Raw genomic sequence first — 24,571 nt, forward strand, 5'->3', positions numbered from 1 at the left:
AATCAGGAACCCCTCAGTCAGCTGCGCTGACAGCTCCCGTAGAAGGGGAGCAGCAAGGAAGAAGTTACTCACTCCTTTCCTCCCATGACAGGGGAGGTGGCCCCGCAGGGGTCGGAGGGGTTGCAGAGGTCAGCCGCTTATCAATCACCGCACAGACTCCCGCAAAGTTCTCCATCACCTCGCGGTTCTGAAAACGCAGAACCCGAAGACCTGCGGCTTCCAGCACTCGCGTTCGTTCGGCATCATAAGCCTGGGCCTCAGGGGTGTCGTGCGTCGGACCATCCAGCTCAATGGCTAACCGGGCCACGTGAGCATAGAAGTCCAGAATGTAGCCACACAGGGGCACTTGCCGCCTGAACTTTATCGCGTGACGGCGCAGATACCCCGACCACAGCCGATGTTCAGCGGGCGTAGGGTTAGCCCGCATCTCACGGGCACGGCCTATCAGGTGCTGACTATATTCACGCCTCACCGTGCAGCTTCACCTTGCCTGTCTCCTCTGCCCCGCTCCCTCCCAGAGGAGCCGTCAGCGCAGCTGACTGAGGAGTTCCTGACTGACACACTACCTTCACCGCCCCCGCACCCGCTCCAGCAACGCCGTGTACCGCTCTTCTTTTTGCGAAGCCGCCGCCCGCGCCCAGGCCGAAGCCGAACCCACCGCGTGAAACTCCTCGCGGGCGCGGGTCAGGGCGGTGTAGGCCAGCGGGCGCGAGAGCATCGGCATGTGCGCCTCGTGCAGCACGCCTACCACGGCGGGCCATTCGCTGCCCTGGGCACGGTGCACGGTCAGCGCGTAGCCGAGTTGCAAGTTGAACAGCTCCATGCCGCCCAGCTCGACAATGTTGCCGTCAAAGTCCACCAGCAGCCGGGAGCCGCGCTCTTCCAGCACCGTGCCCAGCGTGCCGTTGAAGATTTCGTTGTCGTAGTCGTTCTTGGTCTGCACCACCACGTCACCTGCACGGGCCAGACCGTCGCCGCCGACCCGCACGCCGCCCTCACCGGGGTTGAAGGTCTGCTGAAGCACCGCGTTGAGCCGCTCCACCCCCAGCGGACCGCGCCGCATGGGCGACAGCACCTGCGCCCGCGCTGGGCCGCCCAGATCGCGCACCAGCAAGGCCACCCGGCGGGCCCCTGCATCAGCATCCACTTCGGTCAGGCTGAGCTGGCCACGGGCGTCATCCTCATCGCCCACGCGCTGCCACTGCGGGGGCTGAGCGTGCAGCAGCCGGTGGGCCGCCCCAATGATGGGGTTTTCGGCGGCCTGGCGGTACACCTTGTCCAGCCGCACCGTGGTGGCCGCCTGCGTGAGCGCATTCAGCGGCAAGCCCGCGTCAATCGGAGGCAGCTGGTCCGTGTCGCCCACCAGCAGCAGCCGGGCACCGGGGGCCACAGCGCTCAGCAGGGCCAGCATCAGTGCGTCGCCCATCATGGACACCTCATCCACGATGATCAGATCGTAGGGAGCGGGTTCCAGGTGGTTGTGGCGAAATCCGTTCGGGCCGTAGCCCAGCAGCCGGTGAACCGTGTGGGCGTCGCGGCCCGTCACCTCGCCCAGCCGCCGCGCCGCCTTGCCGGTGGGAGCACACAGCCCCACTTCCAAGCGCAGCTCCTCGGCCACCTCCACCACGGCCTTCGTCGCCGTACTTTTGCCAGTGCCGGGGCCGCCGGTCAGCACGACCAGCCGCTGCTCCCGCAGCAGTTCAAGCACGCTGCTCTGCGCCTCGCTCAGGCCGATGCCTGCGCCTGCAGGAACGTCCCACTCCTCCTGTGGTGGGGTCGCCAGCAGGGTGCGGATCAGGCGGGCCAGCTTTTTCTCGGCGCGCAGGGCATGGGGCAGATAGATACGCTCCTCCCCTTCCTGGCTGTAGTCGGCCCGGAGGCGGTCCAGTTCCAGGGCGCGGCTGACCGCCTCGTGCGCCAACTCTTCCGATACGCGGGTGTAGTACACCACGCCCTTTTCCGCGCGGGCACGGGGCAGGTAAGAGTGCCCACCCGTCGTGCCCGCCAGTTGCAGCGCGTATACAGCGGCTGCCGTCAGGCGGCGTGGGTCGGTCAGGGTCATGCCGCGCTCACGTGCCAGCTTGTCGGCGGTCAGAAAGCCGATACCGTCCACTTCGGTCAGCGTGTACAGGTCGGCCTGCAAGGTTTCCACGGCGGTTTCGCCAAAGTGCTTCAGCGCCCGCTGCGCCTGCGAGATGCTCAGGCCCAACCCCTGAAGCGCGGCGAGCGTACGCCGCTCCTGGCCCTGCTCGCCCCAGCTGGCGACCATCTTGTGCAGGGTCGAGGCGGAGACGCCCGGCACCTGAAGCAGCTTCTCTGGATCACTTTCCAGCACGTCGAAGGTGGCGGCCCCGAACGCCCCCGCGATGCGCCCCGCCAGCACCTTGCCCACGCCGCCCACGCGGGCTTGCAAGTAGGCGGCCACCCCTTCTTCCGAGAGGTCAGCGGGCTGCGCGGACAGCACCAGATTCAGCACCCGGTACTGGTAGCCGTACTCCTTGTGTTCTTCCAGTTTGACCAACGCCTTGAAGCCGTCGCCCGCGTCCAGCGGAGGCATCAGGCCGACCACAGCCGCGCCGTCGTCCTCGCCGTATGGCCCGGTGATGTCGGCGGTCATCACCGTAAAGCCGCTGTCAGCCCGAAACCTCACGCGCTGCACCGCGCCCTGAATGTCGAACGGCTCGGTGGGAAGGTCAGCGGTCATTGCCCTCAAGTGTACGGCATGGCACTACGCCCTGGGCAGAATAGACACGGAAACCTACGCGCCGCGCATCACCCGGACCAGCGCGGCTGTGAACGGGTCGAATTCGTCTAGCGGTGCCCCTGCGGCCAGCCAGCGAAAAGCGTCATGCTCTGCCTGCTGTACCGTCACGCTCCGGCTCTCGGCCTCAGTCAGATACAGTGCCCCGTACACTTCGCCCGTCTGCCCAGCAATGTTCAGTGTGCCCAGGTCGTAGTGCATAACTCCGACATACCGCAGCTCACCAGAAAGTTGGCCCGTCTCCCCGTACAGTTCGCGCCCAGCCGCCTCGCGGGGCGTTTCACCCGCGTCAATAAACCCGCCCGCGAACTCCCAGGTGCCCTTGCGGACGGCTTTTAGCATCAGGAGATCTTCTCCGTGCCGCACGCCGACCACGGCATGGGTCAGCGGCTGGTAGCGGGCAGCCTCAGTTTCAGGCGCGCACAGCACATCCCAAAAGATGATTTCGCCGTCCTGCGCCAGTGGCGTAGCTCTCATGCCGGTCAGCTTATCTGCCCGCACCGCATCTGCGAGACTGTCTCCCATGACGCTGCTGCACGAAGAACCGGTCCGTTTTCAGGTCGAAGGCGAACAAGTGGTCGGGCTGCTGCACCTGCCCACCGGCGAGCGCCCCGCCCAGGGTTGGCCCGCCCTGCTGATGCTGCACGGCTTCACCGGGCACAAGTCCGGCGAGCACCGGCTGCACACCCTTTTTGCCCGGCAGATGGCAGCGCGGGGTATGGTGGCGCTGCGCTTTGACTTCCGGGGCTACGGCGACTCGCAGGGCGACTTTGCAGACGTGACTCCGGCGCGGCAACTGGCCGATGTTCAGGCCGCTGCGGGGTGGTTGCGGGCCCACCCGGACACCGACCCACAGCGCCTGAGCCTGCTGGGGCACTCGCTGGGCGGTCTGCTGGCCGCGCAGAGTGCGCCGGACGTGGCCCCGCACCGGCTGCTGCTGTGGTCCCCGGCCCTGCCTGACTATTTCCTGCAACACCTGCCCGGCGGGCAACTCCCCGCTGGCGTGCAGGATCTCGGTGGCTGGCCGCTGGGCCGGCCCTTTCTGGAAGGGGTGCTGCGCCTCAACCCACTCAAAGCAGCGCGGGGCTGGGGCGGTGTGGCCGCCGTCATGCACGGTGACGCCGACGAGAGCTGCCCGCCTGCCTGGGGCGAGCAGTACGCGCAGGCCCTAGGCCCCGGCACCGAGCTGGCCTTGATTGAAGACGCGGGCCATACCTTTGACAACCTCGCACACCTCCAGACCCTGTATGACCTGAGCCGCCGCTTCTTGCTGGGCGAGTCACTGGCCGCCGAGCTGCCAGCCACGCCGCGCAAATAGTGGGCACATTTAGGGTGCATGACATTTACCGACTGTTCATCCAGCTGCCCATCTGGGAACGCGCCGCGCCGCGTCACCGTAGCATTGAGATATGAAAAAGCTAATGTTGAGTGCCCTGCTGGTCTCCTCGCCCATGGCCATGGCCGGCGGTTATCAGGCCCCAGTCAGTGTGCCTGCGCCGACGCCGGTCATGTCGGGCAATGCGCCTATCCGCATTCCGGCGCTGCCACTGAGTAGCCCAGCCCCGCGTGCGCCCAGCACCATTGCGGTGGGTGAGCCTACGCCGGGCCAGCCTGCCCCCATGGAAACTGCGCCCGCACCCGTTCAGCCTGTCCCTGTCACCATGACTCCAGCTCAGGCCCAGGTCTTCTTGCTGACCGCGCCCAGCGGCACCAGCGTGACCCTGCGCCAGACCGTCAAGATGCAGATGGAACTGGAAGACGTGCAGGTGACCGGCAGCGCAGCCAAGGAAATGACCAAAGCCGACATCGAAGAGCTGCGCCAGATGTTCGCTGAGATGAGCGACATGCCCGCCGAGCCCACCGAAATGGTGATGTCGGTAGGCGAAGTGTTCGCGGACGGTTCGCGTGAACTGGTGATGTCCACCACCACCGAGATGCCCGCCGAAAGCGGCATGGACGACTTTACCATCCGCGTGATTCAGCGTGTTGCAACCGACGGTAGCATCAGCGACACCCGCTTCGAGAGCGACGACGCCGAAATGCAGGCTGCCTTTGAGAGCATGGACGGCCTGGACCTGAGCAGCATGGGGATGAATGACGCCAACGTCTACGGCATGCAGCTGACCCCCGGCTTCAGCAAGACCAACACCAGCGAAGTGGACATGCAGGCCCTGATGGGCGGCGTGATGGCCGGTATCGTTGCGGGAATGGCCGAAGAGGATGAGTCGCAGGCCGTAGCCACCGAGATTGCCAACGGCATCAAGTCTTCTCCGCTGGTCTCCACCACCAAGGTCGTCTACACCGGCACCGACGCGCAGGGCCACCACCTGTTCCGCACCGACTCTGCCGCCCAGCCCTGGAAGCTGAGCATGGACTTGGGCGAAGGCAGCGACGCCATGAACATGGAGATGGAGCTGACCGATATGGTGTCGGCCCAGCGGGCTGCCTACCGCACCGATGGTCTGCCGGTCCGGATGGAGGACGACATGACCATGCGCATGAAGACCAACGTGGCGATGGACGGCGGCACCATGTCCATGACCTTCCGCATGAAGATGAACTCGGTAAGCGAGCAAGTCGGCCAGTAAGAATCACCCGCCGCTCTGCCCCCCGTCCGTGTGGCGGGGGGTTTGCTATGCCAAAGCCCCCAGGTCCGGCCACCTTCAGCACGCTTTGTCGCTACACGCTTTGTCGCTACACTTTGCTCATGCGAAAATTCATGGTGATGGCCCTGCTGACTTTGGCAGGGGCGGGCAGCGCCGCTCCTACCCCCCCGGTGCCGGTTCCCGCGCCCGTCATGACACCCGCTGAAGCGCCCAAGCTCCTGTTCACCGCGCCCAGTGGCACGCACATCAAGCTGCGCGAGACGGTGCAGGTCCGTTCCGAGGTAGAAGATATTGAGGTCAGTGGCCTGTTTGCCGAGACCTTTTCTCCCGCCGACCTGCGCCGACTGCGGGCAGAGCACACGCAAGCAGAGTGGACCGAGCAGCCCGGCGATGAGACGGTGATGACGGTGGGCCAGGTGTTCCCTGACGGCTCCCGCGAACTGGTCACGCAGGTGAGTACGGCACTTGGCGAAGAACAAGTGAATATCTATTTCACCGAGCGGATCTACCCAGATGGACGGAGTACCGACCTTCAGGTGCAGTCCGACAACCCTCAGTTTCAGGACTTGCTGGAGACCATGCTGGCAACGAGCGAAGAAGGGGCAGCAGCTGAAGCGGACAGCAGCAACCTCCACACCTTTCCCCTGATTCCCGGCCACAGCGTGACCGAAACCTATTCGGTGGACCTGGGCAACCTGTTTGCCCCTGACCTGCTGAACGCCGCTGTACCGCTGGTCGCCCAGCAGCAAGGCCTGAGCACCGAGCAAGTGGCGGAGATGATGAGCCAGGTACAAGAGGTGGACTCTGCACCGGTCACCGTCACCCGCACGACCACCTACCGGGGCAAAGACGCGGCGGGCCACCATGTCTTTGAGGTGCTTACGCAGTCTCCGCCGACCTCCTGGACGTTCAGGGGCAAGCTGCCAGACAGCGAGGTGGGCTACAGCTTTAGCTTGACTGTGACCGACCTGGTCACCGAGCCCTCGGTGCTGACCTACCGCCCCGACGGCGTGCAGATAGGCGAACGGTCTTCCTCGGACAGCCGCGTGCAGCTGGTCTTCAGCGCAGAAGGCAGCGCAAAAGGCGAAATGGATGGCCACCTGAGCATCACCATGCGCCACCAGCGCGTGACCACACTGCGGGCCGAGTAAGCAGCCTGGCCGGGCAGTGTCCCGGCACTTCTTCTGCTTGCCCCCTGGGCGTTGCCTTTGCCCTGCGCGCAGGCGGCGGGCGGGGTATCTTTTTTGTTATGCGCGTACTGCACACCGCCGACTTTCACGCTGGGCGCGTGCTGAGAGGCTTTGACCGGACCCCCGAAATCCACGCGGCCCTGACCGAGATTGCCGAGCTGGCCAAGTCCGAGCGGGCAGATGCCGTGCTGGTCAGCGGCGACCTGTTCGACACCGCCAACCCCAGCGCCGACGCCGAAAAAGCCGTGTTCGACTTTTTTCTGCGGCTGCGCTCGGCGGGCATCCCCAGCGTGGCGATTGCCGGCAACCACGACTCGGCAGCGCGGCTGGCTTCGGTCACGGAGCTGCTGGGCTGGGTGGGCGTGCAGTTGGTGGCCGAAGTGACGGCAGACCCCGCCGCGCTGATTCGCCATGTGCCGACCCGCAGCGGCGAGACGCTGACGGTGGGCGCACTGCCCTACCTCTCGGAGCGGCGGCTGATTCGCGGCGCGGACCTGCTGGGCGGCGACGTGAGCGAGTGGCGGCAAAAGTACCGCCAGGGCATGGACTTTTTTCTAGGGCGACTGGCCCAGGGGTTCCAGCCGGGCCACGTCAACATGCTGATGCTGCACGCCACACTGGACGGCGCCCAGCCGAGCGGCTCGGAAAAGACGATGCAGTTTCACCTGGACAACGCCTACACCATCTCGCAGCAGCAGCTGCCGGCCAGCGCGCAGTACGTGGCGCTGGGCCACATCCACAAGGCCCAGCAGGCGTCCGACGCACCACTGGCGCACTATCCCGGCAGCGTCATCCAGCTGGATTTCGGTGAAGGCGGCGAGAAAAAGCAAGTGAATCTGGTCGAAGTCTCCCCCGGCCAGCCCGCCCGCGTGACGCCTATTCCGCTCAGCAGCGGGCGCGAGCTGCGGACCCTGCGCGTGCCGCTGGACCAGGTCGAAGCGCGGCTGGAACGCGAGCAGGCGGCGGCAGGAAGTGCCCTGCTCAAAGTGCTGGTCGAAGCTCCCAAGGGCACGGCCACCGCTGGCCTCAAAGACCGGGTGCTGCGGCTGCTGCCAGGGGCGCTGGCGGTGGAGCTGAGCGCCACCCAGGAAGACCTGGCCCTGCCGGAACTGCGGCGCGAAGGCCTCAGCCTGCTGGAACTGTACGAGCGCTACTGGCGCGAGCGGCGCGGCGAGCTGCCGGAGGAGCAGCGGGCTGCCTTCAAACAGGCGCAGGAAGCGGTGCAGAGCCACGTTGAAGCGGCCGAAGCGGAGGAAGCCGTATGAGGCCGCTTCATCTGACCCTGTCGGGCTTTACGGCTTTTCGGCAGCACACCGAGCTGGACTTTGAAGGACTGGACCTGTTCGCGGTGGTCGGGCCAACCGGCAGCGGCAAAAGTTCGCTGCTGGACGCCATCACCTTTGCGCTGTACGGGCAGACTGCGCGGCTGGGGGCCACTGGCCTGGACGCGCTGATTTCGCAGGGCGAGCGGGCGCTGTCGGTGTCGCTCACCTTTGAGCTGCCGGCCGAAACGGGGCCGCAGGTGTACCGGGTGGCCCGTTCCAAAGGCCGCAAAACCGCCGAGAACGAAACCCGGCTGGAACACCGGCAGCCGGATGGCCGCTGGAAAGACCTGGCCCCCGGTGCCGGGCAGCGGGTGGTCAGCGCCCGCATTCAGGAGCTGCTGGGGCTGGATTTCCGCACCTTTGCCCGCTCGGTGCTGCTGCCCCAGGGCGAGTTTGCCCGGCTGCTGCACGGCACTGGCAAGGAGCGCCAGGACCTGCTGGGCGAACTGATGGGCCTGGACAGTGTGCGGGCCATGCACCGCTACGCGGGCGAGCAGGCCAAAGCGCTGAGCTTTGAGCTGAGCAGCCTGCACGCCCTGCTGGAAAACGAATACGCCGGGGTCAGCCCTGCGAGTGTGCGGGAACTGCGGGGGGCGCGGGCCACGCTGGCCGAGAAGCTGGATACCTGGCAGGACGAGCGCGAAGAAGTCATGGCGGGCCTGACGCGCTGGCAGAACATCGCCGGGCTGTGGCAGTCGCGTGAGGACCTTCAGCGCCGCTTGAGTGTGCAGCAGGGCCGCCAGGCCGAGGTGGAGCGCGGCTCCGAGCGCGCCGCCCAGGCCCGCCGGGTGGCCGGGATTCTGCCCCTGATTGACCGCGAGGGCCGCGCCCGCATTGCCCTGGAGCGCGAAGAAAGCGAATGGCAAGGGGCGCAGGCGCAGGCCCAGCAAGCAGAGCAGGCCGCCGCGCAGGCACAGGCAGCCCAGCAGCAGGCACAGGCCGCCGAAGCGCAGATTCCCGAGCTGGAAGCCCGCGCCGAAGCTCTGCGCGACGCCGAAGCCCTGGCCGCCCGGCTGCACCGTGCTGGGGGCACGCCGGAGCACCGCCACCCCCAGCCGCTGCCCTGGGACGAAGACGCCCACGCCGCCGCCAAAGCCGACGCCGACCGCCTGGACAAACTCCGGCTGGAAAGTGTGCAGCTCAAAGCTGAGCAGGTCAGCTGGCAGGCCGATCAGGAACGCCAGAAAGCTGAGCTGGCCCTGCTGGAGCGGCGGACAGCCGAACTGGAGCGCTCCAAAGAAGAAGGCCTAGAGAGGGCCGACACCCTCAAAAGCGCCAAAGCACGGCTGGAACAGCTCAGAACTGAGGCGGGGCTGGCGGCCTATCACGCGGCCCTCAAAGAAGGCGAGCCTTGCCCGCTGTGTGGCAGCACCGTACATGCCTTGCCGCCATCACCAGAACATCTCAGTCGGCAGCTGGACGAGCAGGCGCGGCAGGTTCAGGCACTCGAAAACGATCTGGTGGAGCGCCGGGGAGAATTTGCCGCGCTCAAGGAAGAAATCAAGAGCCTGACCGCGCAAACCGAAAAGCGGCGGTCCGACCTGACCGACTGGGAAGCTCAGCTCAAGCAGCGTGAGCAGGACAACCGCGCCGCCACGGAGCGCATCGCTGGCAACCCCGCCGAGCAGGTGGCCCGCCTGCTGGCTGGGCTGGCCGAGCAGGTGCGGTCCTTTGGCCCCCATCCCGCTGCCGAGCGCCAGAAAGCCCAGGCCCACATCACCGACATTCGCCGCAGTCTGACCGCTACGACCCAGGCGCTGGCCGAAGCGAGCAGCGCCGCCGCTGCAGCCCAGGCCACGCTCCGCTCGGCAGAGGCCAACGCTGCCGCCCGCCGCGCCGAAGCCCAAGAAGCCGCGCAGGAACTCAGCAGCGCGCTTCAGGCTTCGGGCTTGAGCAGCGAAGCCGCCAAGGCCGCCGCGCTGCCCGAGAGCGAAATCACCGCGCTGGAGCAGGCCGCCCAGAGCTGGCAGGCCGGGTTGGACACGCTGTCCGCTCAGGAAGCGGCCCTCAGCGAGCAGCTAAGCGCCGCGCTGGCGGGAGCCGAATACGACCCACAGGCGCTGCCAGGCCTCAGTGCCCGCCTGCACACGCTGGACGCCCAGATTGCTGCCGGGCGCAGTGAGGCAGGCCGCTTGGAAGCCCATGAAAAAAGCGCCGCCGAGCGCCTGGCCCGCAAAGAAGAGATTGAAGCCCAGACCGTCGGCCTGAGCGAGCGGATGGACACCTGGAAGACGCTGGCCAACAGCCTCAAGGCCAATGAATTCCAGCAATTCCTGCTGGCCGAAGTCGAGGCCAACCTGCTGACCGGAGCCGGGCACATCCTGCATGACATCAGCGACGGGCGCTACCGACTCACGCTGGACGGCGGGGACTACGCGGTGCAGGACCTCTGGAATGGCGGCGAGACACGCGGCGTCAAGACGCTGTCGGGCGGCGAGACGTTCCTGGCAAGCCTCAGCCTCGCCATCGCTCTGAGTGATTATCTGGCCGGCAACCGCATTCTGGGCGCACTGTTTCTGGACGAAGGCTTCGGCACGCTGGACCCGCAGGCGCTGGAAGCGGTGGCCGGAGCGCTGGAAAACCTACGCACGCAGGGCCGCATGGTGGGCGTGGTCACGCACGTCGAGAGCCTCAGCGAGCGCCTGCCCACGCAGCTGCTGGTTAGCAAGAGCATCGCCGGAAGCACGGTCATGCGGCTGGAGAGCTGATGAATGTCCTGTCTTTTCTGCAGGTGCAAGGGTGTTTCCGGGAGGGGCACACCGCCTTCAAAAACGGCCTGCATTCAGGGGGTTGGCTGGAAAAAGGCGAAATTGTCCGCAGGCCCGACCTGCTTCAACAGTTGGCGCAGCAGCAGGCACAGCAGATTGCTCAGCACTGGCCGGAGACCACCCTGATTGTTGGCGCGCCCGCTTGCGGGGCAGTGCTGGCCTCGTTTGTGGGGTTGGAGCTGGGACTTCCAGTCGCCTTCGCCGTCACTGGTCAGGACATAGGCTGGCACCGAATGCACTGCCCTCAAGCCGGTCAACGCGCCGTCTATGTAGACGACCTGATTTGCACTGGCCGCGATGCGCGGCGCGTGCTGGCCTTTTTGCGGTATGAGAAGCATGTCGCCTTAGGGGTGAGCGCCTGGCTTAGCCACACACCGCTGGCAGGCGAAACCCTGCTCACACTCACCAGCGCTCCGTTTGAAAACCACCCGGCAGACCACTGCCCACTGTGCCAGCAGGGTCAGCCGCTGATCTTTGAGGGAGTGCGGGAGTAGTCGGCGGGCCCCTGTAAGCGCAGGGGCCACGGCCACCGCTCAGCCCCCAGACACTTTCACCCTCACGAACCCCGCCCCACTCCCCTCATACTCGAAGCTGTCGCTGATGCCCAAGCGCGGAAAGCTGGGCCAGGGCGTATCTAGCAAGTTCAGCGCCGAAATGGCCGCAGCCCGCAGCAGCACATGGGCCCCAGCAAACACGTCGTAATCGGCCGCCAGCGCCTCGCCGTCCGGGTAGCGGTCAGCCAGCAGGCGCACCGCTTCCAGCAACCGGGCGTAGTCGGCAGCGGTGTCGGCCACCATCTCCGGGGTCAGCGGTTCCAGCTCCGTGTGTCGGCCCCGGTGTGCCTGAGCTGCGTCAGCCTGCTTTAGGCAGGCGCGTAGCTCGGCCACGGCTTCTTCTGGGGTCTGGCTGCCGGGGGAGGGTCGGGAGGTCATTCTGTAGGGTAGCCCGCTGGCACCCCTTCTGCAATCTCCGGGTGAATCCCGAAATCCTCGGCAATCAGCCGCGCCGTCATCTTGGCGGACATCATCACGCTGGGGGTGCCGCCACCAGGCTGGGCGCTGGCCCCGACCATGTACAGCCCCGCGACATCCTCGCTGCGGTTGTGCGGGCGGAAATAGGCACTCTGAATCAGCTTGGGCTCGGGGCCAAAGGCGTTGCCCACATAGCTGTCCAGCGTCTGGTCAAAGTAGTCGGGCGTGATCCACTCCAGGTGGGTCAGGCGCTCGGCCAGATGGGGAATGTAGCCGCGCTCCTCCAGGAATTCCATCACCCGGCGCACCAGCTCCGGGCCCTCTTTTTCCCAGTTGAGCGCTGCGCCGCGCCCGGACTTGTTGGGCACCGGAATCAGCGTGTAGGCGGCGTGGTGCCCGGCGGGGGCCAGGCTGGGATCGGTCAGCGTGGGAATGTGGAGGTACTGGCTAAAGTCTTCCCCCAGCACGCCACCGCTGAAAATCTCACCCAGCAGTGCCTCGTAGCGTGGGCCCAGGATAATGTTGTGGTGGCGCAGGTCCAGCGGTGCGTAGCCCTCATCCCGGAACCCGAAGTACACCACCACCAGGCCCATGCTCTGGGCCGCAGCCCTCACGCGTAGGTCACTGTTGACCCGCCGGGCCGCCGCCGGCAGCCGCTTGAGGTAGGTGTTGGCCCAGTCGCCGTTGCTCGCCACAATGTCGGCGCGCAGTTCTTCACCGCTTTCCAGCCGCACGCCCTGCGCCGCTGGCTTGCCCAGCAGCCCGGGCCGGGGCACGGTCAGAATCTCCTCCACGCCCGCGCCGTAGCGAATCTGCCCGCCCAGTTCCTCGTACTTGCGGACCAGCGCCCGCACCAGTGCTCCAGTGCCGCCCATAGCGTAGTGAATGCCCCAGGTTTTCTCAACAAAGTGGATCATGGCGTAGATGGCAGGCACGCTCAGCGGATTGCCGCCCACCAGCAGCGTCTCGAACGAAAACACTTGCCGCATCTTGTCGCTGGCAAAATACTTGGACGTAAAGCTGAACAGCGTGCGCACAGCGTCCAGCCGCAGCAGGTCGGGCACGACCCTGAGCATGGTGGCCGGATCGCCAAAGTGGGTGTAGCCCAGTTCCAGGAACCCCCGCTCGAAGATGGCGCGTGCGTCGCGGTCAAACTCCTCGTAGCCCTCAAGGTCTTCCGGGGCCAGCTCGGCAATTTGCTGGCGGGTATGCTCCGGGTCGCCGTCGTAGTCGAAGAAGGTGCCGTCATCAAAGTAAATGCGGTAAAAGGGCAAAATCGGCACCAGCTGCACGTAATCGCCCGTGCGCGGGCCGCCGCTCACGCCTTCTTTGACCCGCTCGCCGCGCAGTGTAGAGGGCGGATAGTCCGCCGCTGCCAGCGCGGCCTGGTCCCGCTCCAACGCAAACAGCTCCTCAATAAAGTGCGGCACGGTCAGCACAGTCGGACCCATATCGAACACGTAACCGTCCGGCGTGCGCTTCTGGTAGGCGCGGCCACCAGGAGCGTCCAGCCGTTCGAGAATCTGGGTATCAAAGCCCAAACTTTGCAGGCGAATCCCCAGGCTCAGCCCCCCTATTCCGGAGCCGATGATCAGGGCAGTCTTGCGAATGGCGGGGCGGGCAGAAACATGCGGAGAAGTCATGGCACCTCAGAGGAAGGGAGAAGGGAAAGGGGGCAGAGAACAGGTGGGGAAAAGCGGCTAGAGCGGCGAGCGGGTCCCGCATTTACGGGCACTGGAGCGCCGGGGAATACTCTGGCGCAGGGCAGCGCGGGCGGTCAGCCGCAGCTTGCGCCCCCGGCCCACCACCGCCCGCCCGCTCAGGTTGTCGTAGCCCCGGCGCTCCAGCTCGTCCAGAATGCCTTCGTACAGGTCGGCGGCCACGGCCACGGCCCAGCGGCCACGCCCATGCAGCTGCGCCAACCCGGCGCATCCATAGGCGTAGTCCTGCCGGGCGCGGGCGCTCAGATGTGCTATCAGGGCGCGGTACTGCGGCGTCACCTGCCCGGCGGCAATCTCGTCCTGGCTCACACCAAAGCGGTCCAGCAGGTCACGCGGCAGATAGAGGCGGCCACGGCCCCAGTCCTCGCCCACATCGCGCAGGATATTGGTCAGCTGCATGGCCCGCCCCAGCCGCAGCGCCCGCTGCACCGTTTCCTGACCGCCGCTGTAGCCGCTAATCGGCGCAATCATCAGTCCAATCACGCCGCCCACGCAGTAGCAGTAATGGTCCAGCTCATCCAGCGTAGCGTAGCGGTGATGCCCGCCGTCCATCCGCAGGTCCAGCTCCATTCCGGCGCGCAGGTCGGCAAACGCAGCTAGGTCCAGCGGATAGCGGGCCGCCGCCCACGCCAGCCCGGCACCGACCAGGTCACCGGGCTGAGCACGGCCGGCAAAAGCCGCCTGCACCCGCGCCCACCAGTCTTCCACGGCGGCTGCCGGGTCACGGCCAGGTTCGTCCACCAGATCGTCCACTTCGCGGCAGGCCGCATAGACCGCCCAGACCGCCGGACGCTGAGAGGCCGGAAAAAAGAGCGAGCCCAGGTAAAACGTCTGGCTGTGGCGGCGTGTCATCTGCCGACAAGCCTCCCTGACCTGTGGACTCATGGCTGGCTGAATCTGCAATGGAGCACCCCTTGAACCTCAAGCCTAGCCCCTGCGCCGCATCTCCCTGGACGTTCTGGACTGCGAAAACCTTTAGAGAGCGGCGGATTTTTTCTCGCGGCAGGCAACTTTCAGGCCGCTTCGTCTGGCTTGGCAAAAATCATGCGGCCCACGTTGGTCTGCACGTTGTTCACGACCATCACCCGCAGCGGTTTGCCCTTGAATTTCAGGCCGCCTTCGACCACGACCATGGTGCCGTCTTCGAGGTAGCCCACGCCCTGCCCTTGCTGCTGCCCACCCTTGCTGACGGTGATGGTGAGGTAGTCACCTGCCTGCACCTGCGGGCGCAGGGCCACCGCCGCTTCGTGAATGCTCAGCACTTCTACGCCTTGCAGCTTGGCGATACGGCTCAGGGCGTTGTCGTTGCTGACCAGCTTGCCGCCGGTTTCACGCGCAAAGCGAATCAGCTTGTCGTCTACTTTGTCCAGGGCCACGTCGTCCCAGTCGTCTACACGCAGCGGGCGCAGTTCCTGCAACTCTTCGAGCACCGCCAGACCACGCTTGCCACGGGTGCGGCGCTGAGGGTCGGTGTGGTCGGCCAGCAGTTGCAACTCACGCAGCACGAACCCTGGCACCAGCAGGTCTCCCTCCAGAAAGCCGGACTTGACCAGTTCCACGATGCGGCCATCAATCACCACATTGCTGTCCAGAATCTTGCTGCCCCGGCTGCGGCGCACCTGCTGACTGGCCAGCAGGCCAAAAGCGTCAGCGTGCTGCACCGAGTAGTTCACGAAAAACCAGGCCAGGGCCGCCGTGACCAGCACACTGATCGGCCATGAGTAGATGGGCAGGCCCGCCAGCAGGTTCGAGACCAGCACGCTCAGCAGCAGCGCCACAATCAGTCCGAAGGTGCCTGCCGCAACCGTCTGGGGGGCCAGCGAGCGGTACCAGCGGTTCAGCTGCCCGAAAGCGCGGCCCAGCAGGGGCTCCAGCCGGGGGCTGACCAGAAAAGCGATCAGGGCCCCGGCCAGCATCAGGCTAACACTGTTGACCAGGGCCATTTCGCCGCCATTTTGGGTCAGCGAAAGGGCTTGGCCAGCCGCGTAGCCCGCCACCAACCCCACCAGAATCATGAGCAGCCTGAACACCAGCACGGCTCTACTTTACCGCGCCTTTCGCCGGGCCGAGGTGCCGAAATGCGGGAGGTCCGGCAGTGGGGCCAAAGGCAGGTAGGCGGCGGCTCCCCCATCCAGCGAGCTGGGCGGCTGCCCGTCCCGCAGCGCAGCCGCCCCTGCCAGCGCGATCATGGCGCCGTTGTCGGTGTTCAGGCCCCCAGCTGGAAAAGCCACCCGCAGACCAGTCTGGCCAAAAGCGTCGCGCAGCGCCCGGTTGGCGGCCACGCCACCTGACACCACCAGGGTTTCGCGGCCCAGCGCCTCAGCCGCCCGCACGGCGGTGTCCACCAGTGAGCGCACCGCTGCCCGCTGAAATCCAGCTGCCAGGTCCTCAGGGCGGGCTCCACGCTGAAAGGCCAGCAGCGCCGCTGTCTTGAGGCCGCTAAAGCTAAACTCGAACCCCTGCTGCCCCTGCAACGGCGTCTTGAACGGCACAGCCAGCGGGTCGCCGCGCTCAGCCGCTGCACTGATGGCAGGTCCACCGGGATACCCCAGACCGGCCAGCCGCGCCACTTTGTCAAAAGCTTCGCCAGCGGCGTCGTCGCGGGTGGCTCCGACCAGGCGGTACTCGCCACCGCCAGTCACATCAAACAGGTGGGTATGTCCGCCCGACACCACCAGAGCCAGGTAGGGCGGCTGCAACCCTTCCTCGCTGGCCGCCGCATAGATATGGCCTTCCAGGTGGTGCGCCGCATAAAAAGGAATCTTCAGTGCCTGCGCGAGCCCTTTGCCATACATCAATCCCACCAGCAGGGCGCCCATCAGCCCCGGTCCGCTGGTGGCGGCCACCACATCCAAGTCGCTTAATGCAATACCGGCCTCTGCCAGTGCGCGGGGCAGCAGCGTGTCTATGCGCTCTACATGCTCGCGGCTGGCAAGTTCGGGCATGACGCCGCCGTACTCCGCGTGGACCGTTTGCGACCAGACAATATTCGAGCGCACCTGTGGCCCCGCCGCAGTCAGCGCCACCACACCCAGGCCAGTGTCGTCGCAGGACGTATCTATGCCCAGGATAAAAGTCGGCGCGTCGGTGTGGGGATCAGGCTGAGCAGGAGGGGCGGCACTCACCCGAGCAGCATAGCCCAGAGCACCCGGGACCGCGCCGCTTCGCCAGACCATAGGGAGCCCAGCGGAAGTTCAGAAATGGGTCGGGTCAGCTTCCGAGTAGGCCGCCAGCAGATACAGGGACTTGCCCTGCGCGGCCAATGTCTGCTGAGCAGCAACCAGGGTACTGTCCAGCTCATCGCTCAGCTGGGGCAAGCGGTGGCGGAAATCGCGGTAGCCCAGCAGCAGAATGCCGAACCGGTCCGGCTGAGACGCGGCGGTCAGTTCGGTCAGCAGAGCGTCCCAGCTCCCGGTAGCTTCGAGCGGCACCGACAGCCCTAGCATCAGCTCCTGCGACAGCGTGCGGCGGTCTACCGCGCAGTTCAGGCGCACGGCCCGCAGGCCCACCTGATGACCGGCAGCACTGAGCCGGGGGTCGTGTGGGGCGTCTTGGATGCCGCTGGCCGGCTGGGAAAACACATCAAGCACCTGCTCATGCTATGCGCGGGCCGAGCCGCTTCAGGAGGGAAGGCTCGCATCTTTTCTTTAGAAAACAAGGTCTTTCACGGTCTCCAGCAAGCCCGCAGCTGGGCAGCTTCCCAGCTCAGATGGCGTTGGTCAAGTTGCCGCTGTAGACCAGTGCCAGAATCAGCACACCCACAATGATGCGGTAGACCGCAAACGGCTTGAAGTCGTTGGTCGCCACAAAGCGCAGCAGCCAGCCGGTGGCCAGATAAGCCACCACAAAAGAAGTGATGGCCCCCAGCGCCACCGTGCCCAGGCCAATCTCGGACAGCTGGTCCAGGCTCCGCAGCAGATCAATCAGGGCTGCGCCGCCCAGGGTAGGAATCCCCAGATAGAAGCTGAATTTGGTGGCTGTAGGCCGGTCCAGGCCGGTCAGCATGCCGCCCAGAATGGAGCTGGCCGAGCGGGAGAATCCAGGCCATAGCATCGCCAGGCACTGCACCGCGCCGATAATCAGTGAGCGCTTGACCCCAATCTTCTCGATGGCGTGTACGGTGGGCTGAGTGCGGCGCTCTTCCAGCCACCAGATGATCAGTCCGCCCACGATCAGGGCCCAGGCCACCACGCTGGGGCGGAACAGGTACTGCTTGATCACATCGCTAAAGGCCAAGCCCAGCACGGCTGCGGGCAAGCACGCCACCAACACACCCAGCCACAGGGTTTTGGTGTCCTGCGCGGCGGCTCCACCCTGGCCCAGCGCACGGGCCTGCGCCACGAAATCTTTCCAGTAGTACACCAGCACTGCCAGGATCGCCCCGCCCTGAATCACCACTTCAAAGGTGTCTTTGACCTCCTTGGTCCAGGGCACCCCCATCAGGTGACCCGTCACAATCAGGTGCCCCGTTGAGCTGATGGGCAGAAATTCGGTGATGCCTTCAACCACCCCGTAGATGAGCGCGTACAGCCAGTCCATGCGCCCAACCTTATCAGACGGTGCGCAGCACGGCGAAGTGTGCAGAGCAGGCGCTGCTATGCTGAGGCACGTGAATGTGTCTGCCCATGTCTGGGCCACCGGTGCCCCGGTTGAGGGCCGCACCTGGAAGGCCGCCAACCCCCGCGCCGCCATTTTACTGACCCACGGGTTCGGGGAATATCTGGGCCGCTACGTCTCGCACTACCAGGGTCTGATTCCTGCACTGGTGGGCCTCGGCTTTGATGTCTATGGCTACGATCAGCGCGGACACGGTCAGTCCATGGGGAAGCGTGCAGTGGTGAATGTAGACACCTTGGTCCGCGACCACCTGACCGCCCGTGAGCAGCTGCGCCGCCAGACCCTACCGGTCTATGCGCTGGGGCATTCGCTGGGTGGGTTGGTCACGGCGCTCAGCGCGGCGCACGATCCGCGCGGGCTGAGCGGCCTGATTCTGAGCAGTCCCGCGCTATTGGTTGGGGAAGACCAGCCCGCGCTGCTGCGCCGCGCTGCACCCCTGCTGGCCCGATTGGCCCCCTCACTGCCGGTCACGGCGCTGGACACCAACGACCTGAGCCAGTTGCCCGAAGCGGTGAGCGCTTACCGCAGCGACCCGCAGGTCTATCAGGGCAAGGTCCCTGCCCTCACGGCGTCCAGCATGCTTCAGGCCAGTCGGCAGGGCTGGAAGCTGTATCCCAGCATCAAACTGCCCACCCTGGTGATTCATGGTAGCAGCGACCAGATCACCGATCCTGCTGGCAGTCAGCGGTTCATGGAGACCATCGCCAGTGAAGACAAAACGCTGCACCGCGTCGAAGGCGGCTATCACGAACTGCTGAACGATGAAGCGGGCGCACAGACCGCTCAGGTGATCTTGGAGTGGCTCGATGAGCGTGCGCCCCAGCAGCTGGGCGGCTCCTAAAGTCCACCCGCCCAGAGAGCAGGTCAGTGCTGCGGCAGCCGCACCAAGCGCAACCTCACCAAGTAAAGTACACGTGGACACGGGGCCACCGGACCGAAACCACAAAGAGTGCCCTCCGCCGCAAGGCTTGAGGGCATCTTCTATCACGTTGTTTTGCTAGAGCGAGGTCAGACCAGCAGGGTTCAGCCCGCGTTGGGGTTTTTCATCTCGCCGCGCTCAATAGGAGAACCATCGGCCAAAGCTTCTACCGTGCTGCCGGGCACTTCGGCGTGGCGCACGGGGCCACTGGCCTCGACTGACCCGACACTGCCAGCAGAAGCCGTGGCGGCTGACGGCTGCCCAGGTTCCTGCTTCAGAAAGCGGCTGACGGCGGGGTTGCTGCTGACTGCGGCGGTGCTCGCACGGGCCGGAGCGGCAGCCAGGGCCGACTTGGCAGTAGTGCGGGAAGCGCCAGCCTGGGTGCTGCGCTGCGGCTCCTGACCGGCTTTGGTCAGCAGGTCTTCGGCCAGGTGTTGCAGACGGTCACGGACCAGCTTGTTGCTGAGGGCACGGGCACCTACGGTCACCAGGGTCGCCACCAGAGCGCCGCCCAGGTCACCACCCTTTTCCTTTTGCTGGGCTTTGAGCAGGGCCTTCTGGTACTTCGCAGGCGAGTTGGCGTCCACGTAGACCTTTTTGGTGCGCTTCATCCGGCTGCCCAGCGCCAGACCAAGCACCGCACCTACCGCTGAGGCTCCGCCCAGCATCTTCAGCGGTTCCATTTGCATCTGGCCTTTGAGGCTGGCGGTCTCGGTGAGCACATCCACTTTGGCGCGCAGACGCTCACGGGCCAGTTCCTTTTCACTCAGGGGCAGGCGCACTTCTTCGTAGCGGGTGCCCGTATCGGAAGGGGCCTGCAACACGACAGGTTCGGCTTTGGGCCTGTTATCGCTCATTTTCGCTCTCCTCCATCAGCGCGCCGTATGTCCTCGGCGTAGGTGGGCTGCGTGCTCACGCGCACTTCAGGCGCACCTTCCAGCACTTCGGGGTGCACCACGTTGGGATCATGGTCGTGGCCGTGGCTGTCATGGTGGTTCGCCCGGTCCAGCTTCTCATTCAGCCCCTGGCTGTAGTACTGGGGACGCCCATCAGCATCGGCTTCGTATACGGGAATAGCGTGAGCGTCTGCCACGCTGGGCTGCACCATACCGCTGGCCGCGCCATCCTGGAACGTCGTGCCCGCCACGGCGTGCTCCACGCGGGGGGCGCTGCTCACCACAGTGGTGTAGCTCTGACCGTACTGTGCGCCGTGATCATGCTGGTTGCTGCGGTCATAGTGAGCCGCAGCCCGCTGAACACCGACAGCCACAGGTACACCGGTAGCGACCACAGCGCCGCCGACGGGAACGCCGCCTTCATTGCGTTGACGGCGCTGCTCGGCCAGATACTCGGCTTCCAGGCGCTCGTCTTCGGTCAGGGCGCGGTGATCTTGGCCGACACCCTCACCGAGCTTGCTGACACCCAACGCCAGCAGCACGCCCGCCAGCAGCAGGCTGCCCAGGAACATCACCAGGGCGGCAGCCCACCAGGGCAGGCCCAGGGCCACCAGGCCAAAGTACACAGCCAGGATCAGGAAGATGGCAGCCAGCGCCAGCGGCACCAGCGCAGCCAGCAGCAGGATGACGCCGATGCCCTTAGATTTGGCGAGCTCGCCGACTTTGTGAGACAGCGAGTTGATTTCAGCTTTGACCAGGGCGACCCCAGCGTCAAAGACATCAACGATCGCACTGCCCATAGATGTTTTCCGTTCTTCTTGCATTCCGTCCTCCGAAAGACGTGCCCAAATTCTCCAGAACTGGGCACACGATATGCTTAGCAGCATAAACGCTAGGCGGCAGCCGCCAGTCAGAACCAAAGGAATTCTCAACCGGATTTTGCCGCCTTATAGGTGCATTTCCAGTTTCTACTGTACCACCCTGCTCTGGGCAGCCCGCCGCTTCAGGTTCACCGCCCAGCACTGCGGAAAACCCCGCGTAAAAACTCCTCAGCCCCGTAAGGCCAGGCCCTTTCCTTAAGGGTGCAAGGGGCGCGGGCCGATTCTGGCCTAGACTCCGGCCATGACCCATCCACAAGCGGGCACCCATCCACAAGCGGGCAAGCGTGCCCCTCTGGACCAGTTGAGCCACATTCCTCACCTGGTGGCCGCCTACTACGAGCGCCGCCCGGACCCCAGGCAAGCTGGGCAGCGGGTGAGCTTCGGCACCAGTGGGCACCGAGGGACTTCGCTGGACGGTTCCTTTAATGAGCCGCATATTCTGGCCATCAGTCAGGCCACCGCCGAGTACCGCGCCGGGGCTGGCATCACCGGGCCACTGTACCTGGGCGCAGACACCCACGCGCTCAGCGAGCCAGCTTTCCTTAGTGCGCTGCGGGTTCTGATTGCCTGTGGCGTGCAGGTGCGGGCTACGCCGGGGCAGTACACGCCCACGCCGCTGATCAGTCACGCCATCTTGACGCACAATGCGGGCGGCGCAGAGCAGGCCGACGGCATCGTGATCACACCCAGCCACAATCCTCCGCAGGACGGCGGCTTCAAGTACAACCCGCCCAGCGGCGGCCCCGCCGACACCGACGTGACCGGCCAGATTCAGGCGCGTGCCAACGAGCTGCTAGAAAGTGGCCTTGGGGACGTGAAGACCGTCTCGCTGGAAGAGGCGCTGAGCCGGGTAGAGGTCTTTGACTTTATTGCGCCCTATGTGGAGACGCTGCCCGAAGTGATTGACCTGGACGCCATCCGGGCGGCGGGTGTACGCATTGGGGTGGATCCGCTGGGCGGCAGCAGCTTGCCGGTCTGGGAAGCCATCGAGGAGCGCTGGCAGCTGGGGCTGAATATCGTGAACCGTGAAGTGGACCCACGCTTTGCCTTCATGCCGCTGGACAAAGACGGCAAAATCCGTATGGACTGTTCCAGCCCTTACGCGATGGCCGGGCTGCTGGAATACAAGGACCGCTTTGATGTAGCGATTGGCAACGACCCGGACGCTGACCGCCACGGCATCGTGACACCGCAGGGCCTGATGAACCCCAACCACTACCTGGCAGTGATGATTGACTATCTGTTTCAGAATCGCCCCGGCTGGCGCGCGGACGCCGGTATCGGCAAGACGCTGGTTAGCTCGGCGCTGATTGACCGCGTAGCCGCAGGTCTGGGTCGCCGCCTGGTGGAAGTGCCAGTGGGCTTCAAGTATTTCGTAGAAGGGTTACTGGACGGCTCGCTGGGCTTCGGCGGCGAGGAGTCGGCTGGAGCCAGCTTTCTGCGGATGGATGGCCGCCCGTGGAGCACCGACAAAGACGGCATTATCGCTGGTCTGCTGGCTGCCGAAATGACCGCCCGCACCGGGCAGAACCCCGCCGAGCGGTTCGCTGCACTCAGTGAGCGCTACGGCACCACGGCCTATGCCCGCAAGGACGCCCCCGCCAGTGCCGAGCAGAAAAAGATGCTGGGTGCGCTGAGCCCTGAAGCGGTGCAGGCAAGTACGCTGGCTGGCGACCCCATTACCGGGCGCTTTACCCGCGCTCCGGGCAATGACCAGCCTATCGGCGGACTAAAAGTGACCACCGAAAATGCCTGGTTTGCGGCCCGTCCCAGCGGCACCGAGGACATCTACAAAATCTATGCCGAGAGCTTCCGGGGCGAGGAGCACCTCCAGCAAGTGTTGACCGAGGCGCAGCAGGTGGTGGCGAGTGTGATGCTCTGAGGCCAGCCGCCGCACTCCCATCTAGCGGCGGCTTGGCCATGACCAGCAAAGCCAGACCAGAGTGATGAAGGCGGTCAGTCCAGCGACTGCAAATACAAATGAAGTTCGGACAGCGCCTGGTCCGGCAGCAGGTCAGGGGTAAAGCGGGGCATGCTGGACAGCAGTTCGCCCTCAGCGGTCTGCCCCTCGCGGACAGCCTGCTCAAAATAGGCCAGGGTGCTGACTTTGCTCCCGGACAGGGCTGGGCCGAACTCTCCCTGAGCCTCCGGGCCGTGGCAGCCCGCGCAGTGGAGGGTATAGTGCCGCTTCCCGGCAGCCAGTTGGGTGGGGTTGGGCACCGCACTCTGCGCAGAGCCCGCTGGCCCGGAACCCGTGACGGCAGCTGACGAGGAGGCAGGTATGATCTGTTCCTCCGAGTGTTCTGTGCAGCCCGCCAGCAGGAAGCCGGAAATCAGCGCGGCATAGAGTCGCCGCCTCATCATTGGCCGTCCAACGCCTGCAGCGCGGCAGGTGTGTCTGCGTCGGCCAGGATGCCCGGCAGCAAGCCAGCGGCCAGCGGGTCCAGCCAAGTGCCTCCGTCTGCCAGCCAGGGTTGGCGCAGTCGGCGCTCGCCGGTGTCCAGCACCGCTGTCACCCTGGGCCGCAGCGCCGTGTGATACAGCGCGGGCATGGGCTCAGGGCGGGTGTCTGTTCCCAGAAATCCAGTCGCCAGCTCGCCCGGCTGCACTGCCGCCGCCAGCACCTGCCACACCACCGGGGTCAGCAGCGGATAGTCCACACCGCTCAGGGCCACCCAGCCGGGTCCGGCCTGCGCTTCAGCCCAGGCCAGGGCCGTTTCCAGACCGGCCAGTGGGCCCTCACCCTGGCGGCGCTCTGGCTGCACCGTCCACCCAGGCAGGGCGTAGCGCCCGGGTGGGGCCAGCACCAATCGGCGCGGGCACTCGGCCAGGCTGGCGGCCACCCGCTCCAACAGCAGCTGGCCGCCCAACTGCGCCAGCGCCTTGTCGGTTCCAAAGCGGCGCGACTGCCCACCCGCCAGAATGACGGCGGTCAGGTCAAGGACTTGGATAGGCACGGTCACTAATAGATATGAAAGCCCCGCAGACCAGTCGCCTCGCTCAGCTGCGACTCGATGCCGTCCACGCGGGCGTGTGGCGGACCCTGCTTGAGCCAGTGCACCAGCCGGTCCAGGTCTTCGGGCCAGCCTTCGGCCACCACTTCAACCCGGCCATCGCTCAGGTTCTCGGCGTAGCCGCTCAGGTCCATGTCACGGGCGCGGCGCTGCGCAAAGTAGCGGTAGCCCACCCCCTGCACCTGCCCCGACACCAGGGCGGTCAGGCGCTGTTGCTTATGCTCAGTCATGAGGCTCAGAGTAAAGGATGAGGCCATGGCTCAAGGTGCGCTCATTCCTTAAGTTTCCCGTACCCGCCACTCGAAGCGCACCGCCCCGAACTGTGCGGCCATCACCAGCGGGCAACCGGGCAGGTGTGCGGCCACCCACGAAGGCTGGGGGAAATTCAGCCCGCTGAGTATGGGCCGGGTGAGTGCCCGCTGCACAGGCCCGCCCGTCTCCCGCAGGTACATCAGCCACAGGCCACCGCCAGGACGCAGGGCCGCTGAGGCTGAGTGCAGCAGCGCTTCTGGGCGGGCCGTTTCGTTGAGCGTGGCTCCGATGGTTACGCCCGCGAACTGACCTGCCCACTGCGGCGGCAAGGATTCGCTGTCCTGCTGCACCCACGTCACGCCCCCTCCCGGCACCCGGCCCCGCGCTGCCCGCAGCATGGCGGGGCTGAGGTCGGTGGCCGTGACCCGGCAGCCCTGAGCCGCCAGCACTCCTGCATAAAAGCCGGTGCTGGTGCCGATATCCAGCCAGGCATCACCAGGCTGCGGGCGGGCGTGGCCCAGGAACAGCTGTGTCTCGCGGCCAAGCGAGAAGGGCTGACCACTCAGCAGGGTCAGTGACGCCCTCCGCCAGGTGTGATACCCCCAGGCCACCGGGAGCAGAAAGTTACTGCACTGGGCCAGGGTCAGCAT

The 24,571-nt window shown here is 65.7% G+C and carries 24 protein-coding genes; 8 read left to right on the plus strand and 16 right to left on the minus strand.

Annotated elements, in window-relative coordinates:
• Window positions 1–64: 64 nt before the first annotated feature.
• The 3 genes from IE158_RS02555 to IE158_RS02565 all read right to left on the minus strand — a co-directional run bounded on the left by IE158_RS02555 (window position 65) and on the right by IE158_RS02565 (window position 3,286).
• Complete coding sequence (locus IE158_RS02555) at window positions 65–472, minus strand: endonuclease domain-containing protein (RefSeq protein ID WP_268248056.1); 408 nt, start codon at window positions 470–472, stop codon at window positions 65–67.
• Between the two features lie 96 nt (window positions 473–568).
• A complete protein-coding gene (recD2, locus tag IE158_RS02560) occupies window positions 569–2,704 on the minus strand; it encodes an SF1B family DNA helicase RecD2 (protein ID WP_189642116.1) in 2,136 nt (711 codons plus the stop codon).
• 54 nt (window positions 2,705–2,758) lie between these two features.
• Window positions 2,759–3,286 carry an NUDIX domain-containing protein gene (locus tag IE158_RS02565; RefSeq protein WP_189642117.1) on the minus strand — a complete coding sequence of 176 codons (528 nt, stop codon included), beginning with the start codon at window positions 3,284–3,286 and terminating at the stop codon, window positions 2,759–2,761.
• Between IE158_RS02565 and IE158_RS02570 the strand changes: the two genes are divergently transcribed.
• The 6 genes from IE158_RS02570 to IE158_RS02595 all read left to right on the plus strand — a co-directional run bounded on the left by IE158_RS02570 (window position 3,285) and on the right by IE158_RS02595 (window position 11,144).
• Entirely contained in the window at window positions 3,285–4,079 is a 795-nt protein-coding gene (locus tag IE158_RS02570) for an alpha/beta hydrolase family protein (RefSeq protein WP_189642118.1), read from the plus strand. The two genes, IE158_RS02565 and IE158_RS02570, sit on opposite strands and share 2 nt — an antisense overlap.
• Window positions 4,080–4,170: 91 nt before the next feature.
• Window positions 4,171–5,349 (plus strand): hypothetical protein, encoded by a 1,179-nt coding sequence (locus IE158_RS02575; protein WP_189642119.1) that lies wholly within the window; start codon window positions 4,171–4,173, stop codon window positions 5,347–5,349.
• 119 nt (window positions 5,350–5,468) lie between these two features.
• Window positions 5,469–6,518 carry a hypothetical protein gene (locus IE158_RS02580; protein WP_189642120.1) on the plus strand — a complete coding sequence of 350 codons (1,050 nt, stop codon included), beginning with the start codon at window positions 5,469–5,471 and terminating at the stop codon, window positions 6,516–6,518.
• Window positions 6,519–6,616: 98 nt separating this feature from the next.
• The gene (locus tag IE158_RS02585; protein WP_189642121.1) at window positions 6,617–7,822 is read left to right on the plus strand and encodes an exonuclease SbcCD subunit D; all 1,206 of its coding nucleotides are present in this window, start codon (window positions 6,617–6,619) and stop codon (window positions 7,820–7,822) included.
• The gene (locus tag IE158_RS02590) at window positions 7,819–10,590 is read left to right on the plus strand and encodes an AAA family ATPase (RefSeq protein ID WP_189642122.1); all 2,772 of its coding nucleotides are present in this window, start codon (window positions 7,819–7,821) and stop codon (window positions 10,588–10,590) included. The genes IE158_RS02585 and IE158_RS02590 overlap by 4 nt, the downstream gene beginning before the upstream one ends.
• A complete protein-coding gene (locus IE158_RS02595; protein WP_189642123.1) occupies window positions 10,590–11,144 on the plus strand; it encodes a type I phosphoribosyltransferase in 555 nt (184 codons plus the stop codon). The genes IE158_RS02590 and IE158_RS02595 overlap by 1 nt, the downstream gene beginning before the upstream one ends.
• Before the next feature lie 39 nt (window positions 11,145–11,183).
• Here IE158_RS02595 and IE158_RS02600 read toward each other — a convergent pair whose 3' ends face one another.
• From IE158_RS02600 to IE158_RS02630, 7 genes are all read right to left on the minus strand, one after another.
• Window positions 11,184–11,582, minus strand: a complete 399-nt coding sequence (locus IE158_RS02600; protein ID WP_189642124.1) for a hypothetical protein — start codon at window positions 11,580–11,582, stop codon at window positions 11,184–11,186.
• A complete protein-coding gene (gene crtI, locus IE158_RS02605) occupies window positions 11,579–13,264 on the minus strand; it encodes a phytoene desaturase family protein (protein ID WP_189642125.1) in 1,686 nt (561 codons plus the stop codon). Before crtI ends, IE158_RS02600 begins: the two co-directional genes overlap by 4 nt.
• Window positions 13,265–13,321: 57 nt before the next feature.
• Window positions 13,322–14,194: a phytoene/squalene synthase family protein gene (locus IE158_RS02610; RefSeq protein WP_229838850.1), complete on the minus strand. Its 873-nt coding sequence runs from the start codon at window positions 14,192–14,194 to the stop codon at window positions 13,322–13,324.
• A 161-nt stretch (window positions 14,195–14,355) separates the two neighbouring features.
• Window positions 14,356–15,378: a PIN/TRAM domain-containing protein gene (locus IE158_RS02615; RefSeq protein WP_189642127.1), complete on the minus strand. Its 1,023-nt coding sequence runs from the start codon at window positions 15,376–15,378 to the stop codon at window positions 14,356–14,358.
• A 9-nt stretch (window positions 15,379–15,387) separates the two neighbouring features.
• Window positions 15,388–16,467, minus strand: coding sequence for a tRNA (adenosine(37)-N6)-threonylcarbamoyltransferase complex transferase subunit TsaD (tsaD, locus tag IE158_RS02620; protein WP_189642128.1), 1,080 nt, complete (start codon window positions 16,465–16,467; stop codon window positions 15,388–15,390).
• A gap of 69 nt (window positions 16,468–16,536) precedes the next feature.
• Entirely contained in the window at window positions 16,537–16,923 is a 387-nt protein-coding gene (locus IE158_RS02625) for a nuclease inhibitor (protein ID WP_189642129.1), read from the minus strand.
• A 124-nt stretch (window positions 16,924–17,047) separates the two neighbouring features.
• The gene (locus IE158_RS02630) at window positions 17,048–17,881 is read right to left on the minus strand and encodes an undecaprenyl-diphosphate phosphatase (RefSeq protein ID WP_189642130.1); all 834 of its coding nucleotides are present in this window, start codon (window positions 17,879–17,881) and stop codon (window positions 17,048–17,050) included.
• 58 nt (window positions 17,882–17,939) lie between these two features.
• Between IE158_RS02630 and IE158_RS02635 the strand changes: the two genes are divergently transcribed.
• On the plus strand, window positions 17,940–18,800 hold the full coding sequence (locus IE158_RS02635) for an alpha/beta hydrolase (protein WP_189642131.1): 861 nt from the start codon (window positions 17,940–17,942) through the stop codon (window positions 18,798–18,800).
• A 182-nt stretch (window positions 18,801–18,982) separates the two neighbouring features.
• On the opposite strand, the gene IE158_RS02640 is transcribed toward IE158_RS02635, so the two are convergent.
• Window positions 18,983–19,735, minus strand: a complete 753-nt coding sequence (locus IE158_RS02640; RefSeq protein WP_229838851.1) for a hypothetical protein — start codon at window positions 19,733–19,735, stop codon at window positions 18,983–18,985.
• Entirely contained in the window at window positions 19,732–20,574 is an 843-nt protein-coding gene (locus IE158_RS02645; RefSeq protein WP_229838852.1) for a phage holin family protein, read from the minus strand. The genes IE158_RS02640 and IE158_RS02645 overlap by 4 nt, the downstream gene beginning before the upstream one ends.
• A 322-nt stretch (window positions 20,575–20,896) precedes the next feature.
• Between IE158_RS02645 and pgm the strand changes: the two genes are divergently transcribed.
• Window positions 20,897–22,537, plus strand: a complete 1,641-nt coding sequence (pgm, locus tag IE158_RS02650; protein WP_189642133.1) for a phosphoglucomutase (alpha-D-glucose-1,6-bisphosphate-dependent) — start codon at window positions 20,897–20,899, stop codon at window positions 22,535–22,537.
• A 74-nt stretch (window positions 22,538–22,611) separates the two neighbouring features.
• Here the strand turns inward: pgm and IE158_RS02655 are convergent, their stop codons facing one another.
• The 4 genes from IE158_RS02655 to IE158_RS02670 form a co-directional block, all read right to left on the minus strand.
• On the minus strand, window positions 22,612–22,875 hold the full coding sequence (locus IE158_RS02655) for a c-type cytochrome (protein ID WP_189642134.1): 264 nt from the start codon (window positions 22,873–22,875) through the stop codon (window positions 22,612–22,614).
• Window positions 22,876–23,015: 140 nt separating this feature from the next.
• Window positions 23,016–23,612, minus strand: coding sequence for a molybdenum cofactor guanylyltransferase (gene mobA, locus IE158_RS02660; RefSeq protein WP_229838853.1), 597 nt, complete (start codon window positions 23,610–23,612; stop codon window positions 23,016–23,018).
• A gap of 5 nt (window positions 23,613–23,617) precedes the next feature.
• Window positions 23,618–23,899 carry an acylphosphatase gene (locus IE158_RS02665; RefSeq protein ID WP_189642135.1) on the minus strand — a complete coding sequence of 94 codons (282 nt, stop codon included), beginning with the start codon at window positions 23,897–23,899 and terminating at the stop codon, window positions 23,618–23,620.
• A gap of 48 nt (window positions 23,900–23,947) precedes the next feature.
• Entirely contained in the window at window positions 23,948–24,571 is a 624-nt protein-coding gene (locus IE158_RS02670; protein ID WP_189642136.1) for a class I SAM-dependent methyltransferase, read from the minus strand.

The sequence above is a fragment of the Deinococcus piscis genome, assembly GCF_014653275.1.
GTDB classification, from domain to species: domain Bacteria; phylum Deinococcota; class Deinococci; order Deinococcales; family Deinococcaceae; genus Deinococcus; species Deinococcus piscis.